The sequence below is a fragment of the Plastoroseomonas hellenica genome (assembly GCF_018129085.1).
In the GTDB taxonomy this organism is placed as follows: Bacteria; Pseudomonadota; Alphaproteobacteria; order Acetobacterales; family Acetobacteraceae; genus Plastoroseomonas; species Plastoroseomonas hellenica.
Genome location: NZ_JAAGBB010000092.1, coordinates 1 through 14,515, shown reverse-complemented (window position 1 = coordinate 14,515; position 14,515 = coordinate 1). Strand labels below are relative to the sequence as shown.

Below are 14,515 nucleotides of genomic sequence, written 5' to 3'. Positions count from 1 at the left end.
GGGAGCACGCCGCGGAGCTCTCGCCCGGCTGCCGCGCGGCGGCGGTCGCGGTGCGCGCGGCGCAGTCCCCGCCGGCGGGCCAAGCCTCCGCGCAGGTGCTGCGCGACATCCCCTATGGCGACGATCCCCGCCAGCGCATGGATGTGCACCTGCCCCGGCAGCCGCAGAACGCACCGGTGATCCTCATGGTGCATGGCGGCGCCTGGATGGGCGGCTCCCGATCCTCGCCGGGCGTCGTCGCCAACAAGGCCGCGCATTGGCTGCCGAGGGGATACATCCTCATCTCCATCGACTACCGGCTGCTGCCGGATTCCGATCCGCTGGTGCAGGCGGCGGATGTCGCGGCGGCGCTCGCGGCCGCGCAGCGCCAAGCGCGCGGCTGGGGCGGCGATCCCGCACGCTTCGTGCTGATGGGGCATTCCTCCGGCGCGCATCTGATCGCGCTGCTCACCGCCGATCCCGCCATCGCAGCCCGCGCCGGTGCCGCGCCCTGGCGCGCGACCGTGGCCCTCGACAGCGCCGCCCATGACGTCGGCGCGATCATGGCGCGACGGCATGCGGAGTTCTACGACCGCGCCTTCGGAGCCGACCCGGATTTCTGGCGGCGCGCATCGCCGCTTCAGCAGCTCGCGCAGGCGACGGTCCCGATGCTGCTCGTCTGCTCCAGCCGGCGCCGGGACGCCTGCCCGGCCGCGGAGGATTTCGCCCGCCGGGCCAGGGGCTTCGGCGGCCGCGCTGAGGTGCTGCCGGTCCCGCTGAGCCATGACGCGATCAACGCCGATCTCGGGCAGATGGGCGCCTATACCGCCGCGGTCGACCGCTTCCTGGCCTCGGTGGGGTTGCGATAGGCGAAACCGCGATTCGGCACGGAGGGCGGCCGGCGCGGGATCTTGTGCCGGCCAAGCGTGTGGCGCAGTCGATCGAAGCATCGCGCTATTCACCGAAAACCACGCGACCTTCACTCACCGGAGCGGCGGTGCTTGAAAGCACCTGCCTCCATCCCCATACCATCCACATGGATGGTGCAGGGATGGCAGACGGATGGCTGGCAATATACAGGAGCTGCGCCCCAAGGTCGGCAGCGACACCGAAAAGATCACCATCAACCTGGGCTACGTCGATCTCGGCCACATCGATCTGCTGGTCCAGGACGGCTTCTACTCGAACCGGACCGACTTTATCCGCACCGCGATCCGTAATCAGGTCGAACGGCACGCCGACACGACCAGGCAGTCCGTGGCCCGAAAAAGCCTGGATCTCGGGCTTCGGCACTTCAGCCGAGACGATCTCGAGGCGGCCCGTGCGGCGGGCCAGCGCCTCGACGTCAGGGTGCTGGGCCTCGCCAGCATCGCGGCCGATGTCTCGCCTGAGCTGGCCCGCGCAACGATCGCCTCGATCTCCGTCCTGGGTGCTTTCCAGGCCAGCGCCGCGGTGAAGGCCGCGCTCGCCGACCGGACCCGCTGACCGCCCGGCGGCACCCCGCGCTCCGCTCACGGCCGCCCCATGGGGACAACGGCCGACCGCTTCCACCATCGGCATTCCGTCACGGGATGCAGAGCGAGCCTGCTTGCGAGAGCTGGCCCGTATCCGCGCATTGAAAGCTCCTGGCATGAACGCGCTGCTTCCGAACCACATGCTCGAGGCGACACGTCTCACTCGCGAAGGTCGCCTGATCGAAGCCTCCGCGCTGCTGCGACGCGTGGTCCGCGGCGGACAGCCGGCTGAATCTGCTGCGCCCACGCCATATGACACCGGCAGCAAGCCGGCCGGCCGGCTTCCACGCACCATCGACGTGGACCCCGAGACCGGTGAGGCGCTGGGTCGCGTCCCGAAGGCGCTGCGCGGCTTCCTCGACCAGATTCACCAAGGTGGATCGACCCAGGCATCGGACGGGCTGAGGCGGGGCTTATCGGCACGGGCCGGAGAGCCGGTGCCCGAGGGTGCACAATTCGTGGCCGGATCCTTCAGCGGCGGCGCGGGGAGCCGCGGCTACAAGCTCTACGTCCCCAGCACCTATCGCGGCGAGGCGATGCCCCTCGTCGTCATGCTGCACGGCTGCACGCAGTCACCCGATGACTTCGCCGCCGGCACGCGGATGAATGCGCTCGCGGAGGAGCACGGCTGCCTGATCGTCTATCCCAGCCAGACACAGTCGGCTAACGCGCAGAAGTGCTGGAACTGGTTCAGCCCTGGCGATCAGGAGCGGGACCAAGGTGAGCCCTCGCTGATCGCCGGTATCACGCGGCAAGTCATGTGCGACTACGCGGTCGACCCGAGGCGCGTCTACGTCGCCGGCCTGTCTGCAGGCGGTGCCGCGGCGGCGATCATGGCGCAAGCCTACCCTGATCTCTACGCCGCGGTCGGCGTGCATTCCGGTCTTGCCTGCGGGGCCGCCCGCGACATCCCCTCGGCCTTCGCCGCCATGCGGCAGGGTTCGGCTGCCCCGCAGCACGCTGGTCATGCCGGAGCAGCAAAGGGAAGTCGGCGCATTGTCCCGACCATCGTGTTCCATGCCGACAAGGACGGCACGGTGCACCCCCGCAATGGCGACCAGGTCATCGCCCAGTCCGGTGCTGGCGGCACGCTGAGGACTGAGCTGCAGCGCGGGCAGGTGCCGGGCGGACGCTCCTACAGCCGCGCCATCCATGCCAATGCCGCCGGCGAGCCGGTGTTGGAGCAATGGCTCGTTCATGGTGGTGGCCACGCCTGGTCCGGCGGCAGCGCCGCCGGATCTTACACCGATCCGCAGGGACCCGATGCGTCGCGCGAGATGCTCCGCTTCTTCCTGGACCATCCGCATCGCACGGACGCCCAGTGATCATGCCATCAAGGTCATTGCTGCGAGGGATCTGTCGTGGCAGGCGGCGATTTCGCGATGCCGGCTGTGAGCCGCTCGACGATGGTGTGCGTTCCCAACGCTGCTGCCAGGCGATCAATCAAAGCTGTCGCCACTACGCCGCGACCGGCACGTCGACGGTCGCCGGCGCGTCGAGCTGATGGTAGATGTCGAGATAGCGCCGCGCCATGACAGTGGCGGTAAAGCGCCGATCGAAGGCGGCGCGGATCGCGCCTCGGTCGAGGGTCGCCGCGCGGACCACGGCCAGGGCCGCCTCCTCTTCCGACGCAACGACAAAGCCGGTCACCCCATCATCCACGATCTCCGGGACCGAGCCGCAACGCCAGGCAATGACTGGCGTGCCGCAGGCTATCGCCTCGATCATGACCAGGCCGAAAGGCTCGGGCCAATCGATCGGAAATAGCAGGGCGGTCGCGTTACCGAGGAAGTCGGTCTTCTCGGCATCGCCGATCTCGCCGACGAACTCGATCAGCGGATCGGCGAGCAGGGGCTCGATCACCTCGGTGAAATAGGCGCGGTCGACTGCATCGACCTTGGCCGCGATCTTCAGCCGCATTCCCGCGCGCTTGGCGATGGCGATCGCCCTGTCCGGCCGCTTCTCCGGTGAGATGCGTCCGAGGAAGGCGAGGTACCCCCCCTGCGGGTTCGCTGGGAGACGGTAGAGGTGTTCGGCGACGCCATGATGGATCGTCGAGATCCAGTTGGCGAGCGGCAGCGGCTTCCGCTGATGGTCGGAGATGGAGACCAGCGGATACTGCTCCCATCGCCGATAGGCCTCCGGCAGGTCCTTCAGATCCAGCCGCCCGTGCAGTGTCGTCACGGTGCGCCGGGCGATGTCCTCGAAGAACGGGAAATGCAGAAGGTCGACATGGAAGTGGATGACGTCGAACTCCTGCGCCCGCCGCCGAACCTCATGCATCAGGGAGAGATGCGCCGCGAGGTCGGATTTGAGCGGCGCCGGATCGAGCCGGATCGCCTGATCGCGAACGGCGACGACCCTGCCCTTGGTGCGCGCATCCGCGCTGGCGAACAGCGTCACGTCGTGACCGAGATCGTGCAGGGCGTCGGTCAGATGTGCGACGATCCTTTCCGTGCCGCCATAGAGGCGGGGAGGCACCGCTTCATAGAGCGGTGCGACCTGGGCGATTCGCATGGGGCGGCTCCTTGCCATGTCTGAGAGGCGCAGTGCCGTCCTATCCGCGCGGGCGGAGGGGCGCGCGGCGGCGACCAGCGTGCCGCCGAGGGCGGGAAGCCGGGCCGGGCGCTGCCTGCGCAGGGCGGAAAGGGCCCTGCTCCGTCGCTCCGCCGCCCGGCGTGCCGGATCATGCGCCTTCGCGGCATGTTCGGGCATCCCATCGTCCTCGCTTCGTTCCTCCGCGATGCGGTCGGCGGCTTCGCTGGGATGTTCCCGCTGCATGGTGCTCGTTTTCAGTGATTCCTCATCGGCCACGCGGCGCGTGGCTCGGCGCGGCCTCGTGCGGCCGGCGGGGAGGGTCAGGCCCTGAGATCGTCATTGAGCAGGCGGACCAACAGGGGGTGGAGCAAGCACCATCGCGTGGGCAGCGCACCGAAACGATGTCGGTCATGGCCGATCTCCTGTCGCGTCGAGGGGCGCGCCGACAGCTCGATTGCCGGTGCCGCACCGGAGCCTGTCTCCGCCGGCATCGGTAATCTCCCCACCCGCTTGCCGTCGTTCGCGCCGCTGGCGCGTTCAGCCTGGACCGGACAGGAGACATCGATGCAAACGCGCCGACGCATTGCGCTCATCGCTCATGATGCGAAGAAGGCGACACTCACCGCCTGGGCCCGGCGATGGGAGGGGTGGCTCGCCCACCAATACCTGGTCGGGACCGGATCCAGCGCGGAGGAGGTCGGGAAAGCCTGCCCCTCTCTGCGCATCGAACGCCTGCGGAGCGGCCCCGAGGGCGGGGACATGCAGGTGGGGGCCCGGATCGTCGATGGCGAGATCGACGCGCTGGTCTTTCTGCCCGACCCGGCCAATGCCCATCCTCACGAGGCCGATTTCCGGGCCCTGATCCGCATCGCGCTGATCGCCGACATCCCGATCGCACTCAGCGCGGCCAGTGCGGAGCATCTCGCCATCGGCATGTCGCAGGCGCTGCCGACGACAAGCGAGCCGGTGCTGCAGGACATCTACGTGAGTTCAAACGGAGATCGCTGGCGCCTCGGCACCGCAGCCCACCGGCGGTTCGTCCGGCACGAGCCCAACCAGGCCTCGGGCGGGTCCGTGACCGACACCGATCTCGATCATTTCCTCGGCAATGCGGGTCCCGGGCCGGAGCATGTCGCGCTGAGGCGGATCCTCGAGGTACGGAGCGACGGCGGCGCATGACAACATCCATGATGCCGATATCGGCGTAACGGTCGTCGGAGGGGACGATGGAGACGAGCGTCAGGAGGTTGTTCGAGCGCTATGAGCGCGTCTTCAACGCCGCCCTGCAGGGCAAGGTCGATATGGACGAGGTCGCGGCGCTCTACGCCTCCGCATTCATCGCGGCCTCGCCGGCCGGCGTCATGACCGGGAAGAACGACGAGCAGCTCAAGCAGGTCATGGCCCAGGGCTACGCCCGCTACCGCGCCATCGGAACCAGGGAGATGCGCATACGGGAGCTCCGCATCTCGCCCATGGACGAACACCACTGCGTCGCGCATGTCGCCTGGAAAGCGACCTATCTCCGCAAGGACCAACCCGACATCGCGATCGATTTCGAGGTCCATTATCTCGTCCAGCAGCTAGGCGCCGAACCCAAGGTCTTCGGATGGGTATCGGGGGACGAGCAGGCGCTGCTGCAGGAGCACGGCATCATCTGAGAGACCGCTTGGAAGCGGCAGTGGGTCGGTCTCGCGAGGAACTGGTCCGGCCAAATGGTGGGGAACTGGCCCATGACGGCAAGTCGGCCTCGCCCTACCAGGAGCGAACCATGCCGGACGTGACCCAGCTCGCCCTGTTCTTCGCCGCGGCCTTCGTGCTCGCCGTCACGCCCGGTCCGGGCATCTTCTACGTCGCAGCGCGCACGCTCGCCGGCGGTCGTGCGGAGGGCGTGGCCTCCAGCTTCGGCACCGGGCTGGGCGGCATGGTCCATGTCCTCGCGGGCAGCCTGGGCGTTTCCGCCATCGTGCTCGCAAGCGCGGAACTGTTCACCGCGCTGAAGATGATCGGCGCTGGCTATCTGATCTGGGTCGGCTTTCGCACCATCCGGTCCGCCCGCCGGGACGCGTCGAGAGCCTTGCGGGACGAAGCCGCGGCGCCGCCGATCGGACCGCGGCGGGCGTTTCGCGAAGGCGTGCTGGTCGAGGCGCTGAACCCGAAGACCGCCGTCTTCTTCCTCGCCTTCGTGCCGCAATTCGTGGACCCGGCCGCAGGCGGGGTGGCGCTGCAATTCCTGGTGCTCGGCTTCGTGTCGGTCGCGCTCAACACCCTCGCGGACATCGTGGTCGCCTTCGCGGCGGGCCGCATCCGGGAGGGTGCGACGGCACGCCCCGCCTTGATCCGCCGCCTGCGGGAGGCATCGGGCGGCGCGATGATCGCGCTCGGCATCGGCCTCGCTCTGGCGCGGCGCCCTGCGTAGCCTTGGCGAAGCAGGGCTACTCCGCCGCCACCGGGTGATGCACCGCGGCCCCCGGCGGATCGAAGGCACGGATCGGCGGCAGATTTCCCGTGAAACGCTCGACCTCCACCGTGGTGAGCTGCCCGGTGCAGCCCTGCGCGAGGGCGGACGTGCCGACATCGCGCGTCAGCACGTTCGGGTTGCCATGCACGCAGAGCGGCGTCTCCTCCTCGGGGTCCGCCGGGTCGTACCAGGCGCCGGTCTGGAGCTGGATGACGCCCTGCTTCACACCGTCGCTGAGCCTGATGGCGGCGAGGCAGGCGCCGCGCGCGTTGAACAGCCGGATCACGTCGCCATCGCCGATGCCGCGCGCCGCCGCGTCATCCGGATGCATCGCCGCCACCTCCCGCCCGCGATGCTTCGAGGCGATGCTGTGGCCGCCGAAATCGAGCTGGCTGTGCAGCCGCGTCGCCGGCTGGTTCGCCACGAGGTGCAGCGGCGCCTCGGCGCGCGGCACATCCTCGGGCGGCAGCCAGGCCGGGTGACCGGGGCAGCTCGGCTCGTTGAAGCCCGCGATGGTCTCTGAAAAAACCTCGATCCTGCCGGAAGGCGTCGGCAGCGGGTTGGCGACGGGGTCCTCGCGGAAGGCGCGCCAGGGGCCGCCATCATCGGGGTTCTGCGGCAGGGCCATGTGGCCCGCCTCCCAGAATTCCTCGAAGGACGGCGCCGGCAGCCCCTGCGCGGCGAGGCTCTCCCGCGTCCGCTCATAGAGATGCGCCAGCCATTCGCGGGTGGTACGCCCCTCGGTGAAGGCATCCCTGGTGTCCATGCGTTCGGAGAGGTCCGCGAAGATGTCGTAGTCGTCGCGCGCCTGGCCGAAGGGCTCGGCCACGCGGTGCATCGCGACCAGCAGCGGGTCGTGGGAGCTGCAGCCGATATCCTCCCGCTCCAGGGTCATGGTCGCGGGCAGCACCACGTCGGCATGGCGCGCGGTCGCGGTCCAGGCGAGTTCATGGACCACCAGCGTGTCGACCTGGGCGAAGGCCCGGCGCAGGCGGTTCAGATCCTGGTGGTGATGAAAGGGATTGCCGCCGGCCCAATAGACCAGCCGGATGTCCGGGTAGGTGCGGGTCTGGCCGTTGTAGCGGTACTCCTTCCCGGGGTTCAGCAGCATGTCGGCGATGCGGGCCACGGGGATGTAGTTGCCGTGGCGGTTGCGGCCCTGCGACAGCGTCGGGCTCGGCACCGCGTTCGACCGGCGGCCGTAATAGCCGATGGCGCCGAGCGCGTAGGCATAGCCGCCGCCCGGCAGCCCGATCTGCCCGAGCGCCGCCGCCAGCACGCCCGCCATCCAGACCGGCTGCTCGCCATGCTCGGCGCGCTGCAGCGCATGCGCGACGGTCACCAGCACGCGGCGGCCGGCGAGGCGCCGCGCCAGCGCGCGGATCGCATCGGCGGAGAGGCCGGTGATCGGGGCTGCCCAGTCCGCATCCTTGGCCTGGCCGTCGGCCTCGCCCATCAGGTAGCGCTCGAAGACCGGCCAGCCCACCGTGTAGCGGTCGAGGAAGGCGCGGTCGTGCAGGCCGTCCGCGACCAGCGTATGGGTCAGCGCCAGCATCAGCGCGGTGTCGGTGTTCGGGATATTGGCGATCCACTCCGCCCCCGCTTCCTCCGGCAGGTCGCTGCGCAGCGGCCCGACCAGCAGGAAGTCGCAGCCGCGGGCGCGGGCGCGCTGCATGGCGCCGCGTTCCACGTGCTGGCTGATGCCGCCGCCGGCGACCATGGAGTTCTTCAGCGCCATGCCGCCGAAGGCGAGCACGACGTCGGTGTGCTCGGCGATCTGGTCCCAGGTGACGTTGTGCTTCGTCATGTCCTCATAGCCGCCGAAGGTGTGCGGGATGATGACCGAGGCAGCACCCGAGCTGTAGCTGTTGACCGAGGCGACATAGCCGCCATAGGCGAAGTTCAGGAAGCGGTGCACCTGGCTCTGCGCGTGGTGGAAGCGCCCGGCCGAGGACCAGCCATAGGAGCCGCCGAACACCGCGCCGGCACCGTGCTTGTCGCGGACCCGGATCAGCTCGGCGCCCAAGAGGTCGAGCACGGCGTCCCATTCCATCTCGACATACTCGTCGCGGCCGCGCCTGCGGTCCGGGCCCGGGCCGCGCTCCAGCCAGCCGCGGCGGACCATGGGCTTGGCGATGCGCGCCTTGTGGCGGATGGCTTCGGGGAAGTTGTCGATGATGCCGTTGGGATCGGGGTCGCCGCCATGCGGCGCGACCGTGAGCTTGCCGTCGCGCCAGGCGGCCGAGAAGACCCCCCAATGCGAGCTGTGCGGCTTGAAGCCTTCGGGGATCGCGGCGGGCGGGAGCTTGCTCATGGCGGTTTCCTGCGGGTCAGGGCCGGCGTCGGCATTCGGTCGTCACTGGTTTGCAACCCCTGGGGCCATTGCGCAAGCCGCTTCGGGCGCCGCGGCTTCAGGGGCGCGTGACCCGCCCGCTCAGAGGAACCAGGTGACGACCAGCCCGATGCTGGCCGCGAAGATCGCGCCGACGGTGATCCAGCCCAGCAGGTTCATCCAGAACCCGTTCACGCGATCGCCCATGATCGCCCGGTTGTTGGTCATCAGCAGGATCAGCAGCAGCAGCGGCGGGGTCGAGAAACCCTGCACGACGCCGGACCAGACCAGCGCCTTCATCGGGTTGAAGCCGAGGAAGTTCAGCCCGACGGCGACGAGCGTGAAGCCAGCGATGCAGGCGTAGAAGCGCTTCGCCTCCCGCGGCCGCGCATGCAGGCTGCTCTTCCAGCCCAGCACCTGGCAGAGGTCGTAAGCGGCGCCGGTCGTCATGATCGGCACCGCGAGGAAGCCGACGCCGATCACCCCGGCAGCGAAGAGGAAGCCGGCGGCATCGCCGGCGAGCGGCCGCAGCGCTTCCGCCGCCTGGGCCGCGGTCTCGATCTCCGTCTGCCCCGCCTTGTGCAGGGTGGAGGCGGTCGAGAGGATGATGAAGTACATGATGATGTTGGAGAACAGCATGCCGATCAGGATGTCGCGCCGGGACCGGCTGAGCTCCTCCCCCGAGGCGCCGCGGCGCTCGGCGAGCGTCGTGCGGCCCTGCTGGATCTCCTCCTCCACCTCCACATTGGTCTGCCAGGTGTAGAGATAGGCGGAGAGCGTCGTGCCGATCACGGCAACGAGCATGGCGAGGAATTCGGCGCTGAACTGGATGCTGGGGACGAAGGTGCCGATCAGCACCTCGCCCGCATCGGGCTTCGCGAGGATGCCGGATCCGATATAGGCGAGCAGGACCAGAGCGAGCCAGCGGAAGACGTTGCGGATCAGCGCATAGGAGCCCCAGACCTGCAGTGCCAGGATGATCGCCGCCTCGATCACCACGATGGCCCCGATCGGAATGGGCAGGAAGATGTTGATCGCGGCCGCCATGCCGCCGAGATCCGCCGCCGCTTCGATCGTGTTGCCGATGAGGACGCCGATCAGCGTCGGCCACAGCAGCCAGCGCGGGTAATTGTCGCGGATGACGTGGAACAGGCCCCTGCCGCTGACCTGCCCGAGCTTGGAGGACAGGTAGACGACGGCGAACATCATCGGGAAGGTCGCCGGCGCGGTCCACAGGAAGGACGCGCCGAACTTCGCGCCGGCGCTGGCATAGGTGCCGATCGCCGAACAATCGTCGTCGCAGGCGCCGGTGACCACGCCGAGGCCGATCACCCTGGCGACCCCGCCCCGCTCCTCTCGCGGGCGGACCGGGGATCGCCGGTCGTCGGTCGGGGCGGAGCGCATGGGGCGTGTAACGCCGCCGCCTCCGCGGCGTTTCTCCCGGCGGGCCGCATTCGCGCGCGGCCTACTTGCCCCCTCAAACGCCGGGCGCAAACCTCCGGTTTGCGTGGCTTCGCCGCACTTGCGGCGGGCCGCATTCGCGGCCTCGGACCGGTCAAGCGACCGGTCCGTTGTATCAAGCCGCGACGCGTGCCTCGAAGGGGACCACGTTGCTCTGGACCGGTGCGGGCGCGAGCTGGTTCGACACCAGTTCCGCGAAGCGCCCGCCCTCGGCGACCAGGCCGTCGAAGCTGCCGCGCTCGGCGACCCTGCCCTCCTCGAAGACCAGGATCTCGTCCGCGTCGCGCACCGTCGACAGGCGGTGGGCGATGACGAAGGTGGTCCGCCCCTGCATCAGCGCGCGCAGCGCCCGGGTGACCTTGCCCTCGGTCGCGGCATCGAGCGCGCTGGTCGCCTCGTCGAGCACCAGGATCGGCGGGTTCTTGAGCAGCGCGCGGGCGATGGCGAGGCGCTGCTTCTGCCCGCCGGAGAGGGTCGCGCCACGCTCGCCGACCAGCGTGTCGTAGCCATCGGACTGGCGGAGGATGAAGTCATGGGCCTCGGCGAGCCGGCAGGCGCGCTCGATCTCCTCCTGCGTCGCGTCCGGCTTGCCGACCAGCAGGTTGTCGCGGATCGAGCGGTTGAACAGCAGGCTGTCCTGGAAGACGACGCCGATGGCGCCCCTGAGGCTCTCGAGCGTGACGTCGCGCGTGTCCTGGCCATCGATGGTGATGCGGCCCTCGCTCGGGTCCCAGATGCGCTGCAGCAGGCTCATCGCGGTCGACTTGCCGGCGCCGGTATGGCCGACGAGCGCCACCACACTGCCGGGCCGGGCCGTGAAATCGACGCCGGAGAGGATGGCCGGGCCCCTGGGATAGGCGAAGCCGACGCCTTCGAAGCGCACCTCGCCCGGCCCCGCCTGCAGCGGCCGCGCATCGCTCGCCTCGGGCACCGTGCTCTCGGCGTCGAGCACGGCGAAGTATTCATCCAGCGTCGGCACCGTCGAGAACAGCCTCGCCACGAAGAACACCATGCCTTCGAGCCGGCCGATCAGCATGCCCGCGAAGCCCATGAAGGAGACGATGTCGCCGACGCCCGCCTGGCCGCGGATGTGCAGCAGGGTGCCGATGACGACGATCGAGAGCATGGCGACGGTGCTGGCCGAGCGGGTCAGGATGCTGACCAGCGCCCACCAGCCGAGCACCGGGAACTGGTGGTCGATCACCTGCTGCTGGACATCGGCGAAGGCGCGGCGCTCGGCGCCGAGGCGGGTGAAGGCCTGCACGACGACCGCGTTCGAGAGCGCGTCCTGCGCATCGGCCGCGAGCTTGTTGTGGAACTTCTCGGCGCGCTTCTGCCGGGCTTCGGTCTTCGCGATGACCGCGGCGGTCAGGCCGACGAAGAGGACGACCAGCGCGATCAGCGCGAGGGCCAGCCGCCAGTTGAGGAACAGCGTCAGCGGCAGCAGGATGATGGCCGAGACGAAGGTGACGAGCTGGTCGCGGAAGAAGCCGAGCCAGAGCCCGAACAGGGTGTCGCCGCCGGTCAGGAAGATGCGCATCAGCTTGCCGGAATGGGTGCCGCCATGGAAGGCGGCGGGCAGCGCGAGCGCATGGCCGAAGAAGCGCGCCATCTCCCGCTTGCGGGCCCGGTGCGCCATGCGGTCGGCCAGCAGCGCCACCGCCATGCCGGCGGCGATGCCGCCGAGGCCGAGTGCCGCCCAGAGGCCGAGCAGGCTGGCCGCCCGGCCCCAGAGCTCGGCTTCCGGGAGCGTGGCGGAAGCGGTCAGCATCTCGACCACGCGGCCGAAGATGACGGGGTCGATGAAGGCGATGCCGGCGATGGCGAGGTTGGCGAGGGCGAGAAGGCCGGCGGTGCGCCACTCCGGGCGGAGCAGCGACAGGACGCGACCATAGACCTTGATGAAGCGCATTGGGGCGGGGAACCGGGTGCAAGACGTGGCGCCGCGGGATCGCGGCAGCCCTACCTGTCGCAGACCGCGAAGGCAGCAGGGCGGCGGGTTCGTGGCGGCGCTGCCCCACTTGCCAAGAAAGGGTAAAGCGCGGCCGCGATCGTCATGGCCGGGACCCGACAACGACCGCCGCCCTGCCGCGTTGACATCGGACGGACGGCGCCTGCCGCCGCCCCGCTTTGGACCGCCAGGGAATACGGCATGACCATTCGCGACGACATCGCCTTGCGGCATCGGTCACCGGCCCGCGCATCGGAGCACGGCCCGGGCCCCGGCCCCGATCACCGGCGCGGCCCGGGCGCGCCGCCGGTGCCGCCCCGGCCGGAGGTGCCGCCGCTCGTCGATCCCAACGACCCCGCGCCGCTGCCCGACCCCGAGGTGCCGCCGAACGGCCCACCGGTGCCGGATATGCCGCCGATCCTGCCGCCGGGGCCGGAAGTACCGCGGCCGCCGGCCTGAAGCCGGATCAGCCCGGCGGTACCGGCTTCGACCGGCGCCCCTGGTCGGGATAGGGGGTGCCGTCCCGGCGCGTGTACATCGCGGGCTTGCCGCCGGGCGGCGCCACCATATCGATATCCGAGTAATGGGCGCCGTCGTCCGGCAGGCGCGTGCCCACTTCCAGCACCAGCGCGTCGCGGTCGGAGCGGTTCTGCAGGCAATGCCCGTCCGGGTCGCCCGCCTTGAAGCCCGCCGCATCCCCAGGCCCCAGCAGTTCCGCGCCGGCATCGGTGACCAGCGTCACCTCCCCGCTCAGGACATAGACGAACTCATCCGACGCGGTCTGCCAGGGCGCTGGCTGGACCAGGCGCCCGGCGGCAGGCGCAACAGGTTCACGCCGAACTGCGTGAGGCCGGCGGCATCGCCGAGCTTCCGCCGCTCCCGCGACAGGCAGACCTCGTCATGCGGCGGCGGGTAGAAGGTGCCGATGTTCGGCACCAGGCTCGCGATATCGATCTTCCGGCTCATCCCGCTACTCCCCTGCATCCGCGCCGAGGCTAGAGCGAAGTTCGGCGGGAACGCCACCGCCGGAAGGTCAGAGCGGCGTCGGGCCGGGATCAGGCGAGGCGCGGGGCCTGAGCGATGGCGGCGGCGGTTTCGGCCGGCGACGCCGCTCGAAATGGCGGATCAGGCCTTCTTCCTTCTCCTGCTCCTGCAGTCGGTCGAGCAGGGCCCTGATCTCCCGCCCATGATCGCCGATGGTGTCCAAAGGCGCCGCGCCTGCCTCCAGGATCTCCGCCATGGCGCCAGCCAGGCTGAGCAGAAGCGCGCGCTCGTCGCGTGTCATGCTCCCCCTCCGGCTTTTCGCGAGGAATACCCGATGGCGGCAGCCGCCCCGCCGCGCGCCCGGCGCGGCGGGGCGGTGCCTGCCGTCAGGCGGCCCTGGCCTCGCCTTCCACCTGGCGCGGGGCCTGCGGCCCGCTGAGGACATTGCTGCCGCCGATCTCGATCCGGCGGGGCCGCATCTCCTCGGGGACTTCGCGCTTCAGGTCGATGACCAGCAGGCCGTTGGCGAGATCGGCACCGACCACCTTCACGTGGTCCGCGAGCTCGAAGCGGCGTTCGAAGGACCGCCCCGCGATGCCGCGATACAGGGCCTGGCGCCGCTGGTCAGCGTGGGCGTCATCGCGGCCGCGGCGTTCGCCGGTGATGATCAGCAGGTTCTGCTGCGCGACGACGTTCAGCTCCTCCGGACGGAAGCCCGCCACGGCAAGAGTGACCCGGTACGAATCCTCGTCCGTGCGGTCGATGTCGTAGGGCGGGTAGTTCTCGTCCGCGCCGCTGCGCGCCGCGTGCTGCAGCAGGTTGAACATCCGGTCGAAGCCGACGGTCGACCGGAACAGCGGGCTGAAATCGAATTCGGTCCTCATTTCCACATCCTCCTTGCGAAGCAACATGGTCAAAGGCGGCATCGGCTCATCGACGCCGACCACCGGCCCCGATGGGCGCCGGTGCGAAAATTAATAGTTGCCGCAAACCGGAGTTCAAGACCCCGCCAACCGGCTCCATGCGGCGCGCGATCCCCCTTCAGCGCCGCTCGAAATCGACGGTCTCCCCGACCGGCAGGCCCAGCAGCCGCCGCCGCAGGACATCGAGGCCGAGCTCGGCGGCGCCGAGGCGCACCCAGTCGCGGTTGCCGACCAGCCGCGCCTCCCGCTCGGCGGCGCCCGCCGGATCCACCACGCCGATCGCGACGCGCCCGCCGGCATCGGCGCCCTCCTCCAGCGACACCAGCACCGCGAGCGCGTGGGTCGCGCCGCTCTCCGCCCGCAGCGCCGCGGCCT

General features: G+C 69.9%; 16 protein-coding genes. 7 read left to right on the top strand and 9 right to left on the bottom strand.

The window, feature by feature from the left end:
- The 3 genes from GXW71_RS33135 to GXW71_RS33125 form a co-directional block, all read left to right on the top strand.
- On the top strand, positions 1–848 hold an 848-nt coding region (locus tag GXW71_RS33135; protein ID WP_211858089.1), incomplete at its 5' end, for an alpha/beta hydrolase.
- Between the two features lie 193 nt (positions 849–1,041).
- Positions 1,042–1,464, top strand: a complete 423-nt coding sequence (locus tag GXW71_RS33130) for a CopG family transcriptional regulator (protein WP_211858087.1) — start codon at positions 1,042–1,044, stop codon at positions 1,462–1,464.
- 145 nt (positions 1,465–1,609) lie between these two features.
- Positions 1,610–2,818: an extracellular catalytic domain type 1 short-chain-length polyhydroxyalkanoate depolymerase gene (locus GXW71_RS33125; RefSeq protein WP_211858086.1), complete on the top strand. Its 1,209-nt coding sequence runs from the start codon at positions 1,610–1,612 to the stop codon at positions 2,816–2,818.
- Positions 2,819–2,951: 133 nt separating this feature from the next.
- On the opposite strand, the gene GXW71_RS33120 is transcribed toward GXW71_RS33125, so the two are convergent.
- Positions 2,952–4,010 (bottom strand): glycosyltransferase family 4 protein, encoded by a 1,059-nt coding sequence (locus tag GXW71_RS33120; protein WP_211858084.1) that lies wholly within the window; start codon positions 4,008–4,010, stop codon positions 2,952–2,954.
- A gap of 402 nt (positions 4,011–4,412) precedes the next feature.
- On the opposite strand from GXW71_RS33120, the gene GXW71_RS33115 reads away from it, so the two are divergent.
- From GXW71_RS33115 to GXW71_RS33105, 3 genes are all read left to right on the top strand, one after another.
- On the top strand, positions 4,413–5,210 hold the full coding sequence (locus GXW71_RS33115) for a methylglyoxal synthase (protein ID WP_211858082.1): 798 nt from the start codon (positions 4,413–4,415) through the stop codon (positions 5,208–5,210).
- Positions 5,211–5,257: 47 nt separating this feature from the next.
- Positions 5,258–5,689, top strand: coding sequence for a DUF6841 family protein (locus GXW71_RS33110; RefSeq protein ID WP_211858080.1), 432 nt, complete (start codon positions 5,258–5,260; stop codon positions 5,687–5,689).
- Positions 5,690–5,799: 110 nt separating this feature from the next.
- Positions 5,800–6,447, top strand: coding sequence for a LysE family translocator (locus GXW71_RS33105; RefSeq protein WP_211858078.1), 648 nt, complete (start codon positions 5,800–5,802; stop codon positions 6,445–6,447).
- Positions 6,448–6,463: 16 nt separating this feature from the next.
- Here the strand turns inward: GXW71_RS33105 and GXW71_RS33100 are convergent, their stop codons facing one another.
- The 3 genes from GXW71_RS33100 to GXW71_RS33090 form a co-directional block, all read right to left on the bottom strand.
- Positions 6,464–8,803, bottom strand: coding sequence for a molybdopterin guanine dinucleotide-containing S/N-oxide reductase (locus GXW71_RS33100; RefSeq protein WP_211858076.1), 2,340 nt, complete (start codon positions 8,801–8,803; stop codon positions 6,464–6,466).
- Between the two features lie 120 nt (positions 8,804–8,923).
- Complete coding sequence (locus GXW71_RS33095; protein WP_211858074.1) at positions 8,924–10,225, bottom strand: NRAMP family divalent metal transporter; 1,302 nt, start codon at positions 10,223–10,225, stop codon at positions 8,924–8,926.
- A 172-nt stretch (positions 10,226–10,397) separates the two neighbouring features.
- Positions 10,398–12,194: a glucan ABC transporter ATP-binding protein/ permease gene (locus tag GXW71_RS33090; protein WP_211858073.1), complete on the bottom strand. Its 1,797-nt coding sequence runs from the start codon at positions 12,192–12,194 to the stop codon at positions 10,398–10,400.
- Between the two features lie 240 nt (positions 12,195–12,434).
- On the opposite strand from GXW71_RS33090, the gene GXW71_RS33085 reads away from it, so the two are divergent.
- Positions 12,435–12,692, top strand: coding sequence for a hypothetical protein (locus GXW71_RS33085; RefSeq protein ID WP_211858071.1), 258 nt, complete (start codon positions 12,435–12,437; stop codon positions 12,690–12,692).
- 7 nt (positions 12,693–12,699) lie between these two features.
- Here the strand turns inward: GXW71_RS33085 and GXW71_RS35055 are convergent, their stop codons facing one another.
- The 5 genes from GXW71_RS35055 to GXW71_RS33065 form a co-directional block, all read right to left on the bottom strand.
- Positions 12,700–12,987, bottom strand: a complete 288-nt coding sequence (locus tag GXW71_RS35055) for a cupin domain-containing protein (protein WP_246527121.1) — start codon at positions 12,985–12,987, stop codon at positions 12,700–12,702.
- Positions 12,984–13,199, bottom strand: a complete 216-nt coding sequence (locus GXW71_RS35050; protein WP_246527120.1) for a cupin domain-containing protein — start codon at positions 13,197–13,199, stop codon at positions 12,984–12,986. Before GXW71_RS35050 ends, GXW71_RS35055 begins: the two co-directional genes overlap by 4 nt.
- A gap of 67 nt (positions 13,200–13,266) precedes the next feature.
- The gene (locus tag GXW71_RS33075) at positions 13,267–13,518 is read right to left on the bottom strand and encodes a hypothetical protein (protein WP_211858069.1); all 252 of its coding nucleotides are present in this window, start codon (positions 13,516–13,518) and stop codon (positions 13,267–13,269) included.
- A gap of 85 nt (positions 13,519–13,603) precedes the next feature.
- Complete coding sequence (locus GXW71_RS33070; protein ID WP_211858067.1) at positions 13,604–14,101, bottom strand: Hsp20 family protein; 498 nt, start codon at positions 14,099–14,101, stop codon at positions 13,604–13,606.
- Positions 14,102–14,258: 157 nt separating this feature from the next.
- Positions 14,259–14,515: hypothetical protein (locus GXW71_RS33065; RefSeq protein ID WP_211858066.1), on the bottom strand; the 257-nt coding region annotated here is incomplete at its 5' end.

Bases quoted from the DNA above. Each gene is read 5' to 3' on its own strand.
- GXW71_RS33130 (WP_211858087.1), top strand. From the start codon at position 1,042: ATGGCTGGCAATATACAGGAGCTGCGCCCCAAGGTCGGCAGCGACACC.
- GXW71_RS33125 (WP_211858086.1), top strand. From the start codon at position 1,610: ATGAACGCGCTGCTTCCGAACCACATGCTCGAGGCGACACGTCTCACT.
- GXW71_RS33120 (WP_211858084.1), bottom strand. From the start codon at position 4,010: ATGCGAATCGCCCAGGTCGCACCGCTCTATGAAGCGGTGCCTCCCCGC.
- GXW71_RS33110 (WP_211858080.1), top strand. From the start codon at position 5,258: ATGGAGACGAGCGTCAGGAGGTTGTTCGAGCGCTATGAGCGCGTCTTC.
- GXW71_RS33105 (WP_211858078.1), top strand. From the start codon at position 5,800: ATGCCGGACGTGACCCAGCTCGCCCTGTTCTTCGCCGCGGCCTTCGTG.
- GXW71_RS33100 (WP_211858076.1), bottom strand. From the start codon at position 8,803: ATGAGCAAGCTCCCGCCCGCCGCGATCCCCGAAGGCTTCAAGCCGCAC.
- GXW71_RS33095 (WP_211858074.1), bottom strand. From the start codon at position 10,225: ATGCGCTCCGCCCCGACCGACGACCGGCGATCCCCGGTCCGCCCGCGA.
- GXW71_RS33090 (WP_211858073.1), bottom strand. From the start codon at position 12,194: ATGCGCTTCATCAAGGTCTATGGTCGCGTCCTGTCGCTGCTCCGCCCG.
- GXW71_RS33085 (WP_211858071.1), top strand. From the start codon at position 12,435: ATGACCATTCGCGACGACATCGCCTTGCGGCATCGGTCACCGGCCCGC.
- GXW71_RS35050 (WP_246527120.1), bottom strand. From the start codon at position 13,199: ATGAGCCGGAAGATCGATATCGCGAGCCTGGTGCCGAACATCGGCACC.
- GXW71_RS33075 (WP_211858069.1), bottom strand. From the start codon at position 13,518: ATGACACGCGACGAGCGCGCGCTTCTGCTCAGCCTGGCTGGCGCCATG.
- GXW71_RS33070 (WP_211858067.1), bottom strand. From the start codon at position 14,101: ATGAGGACCGAATTCGATTTCAGCCCGCTGTTCCGGTCGACCGTCGGC.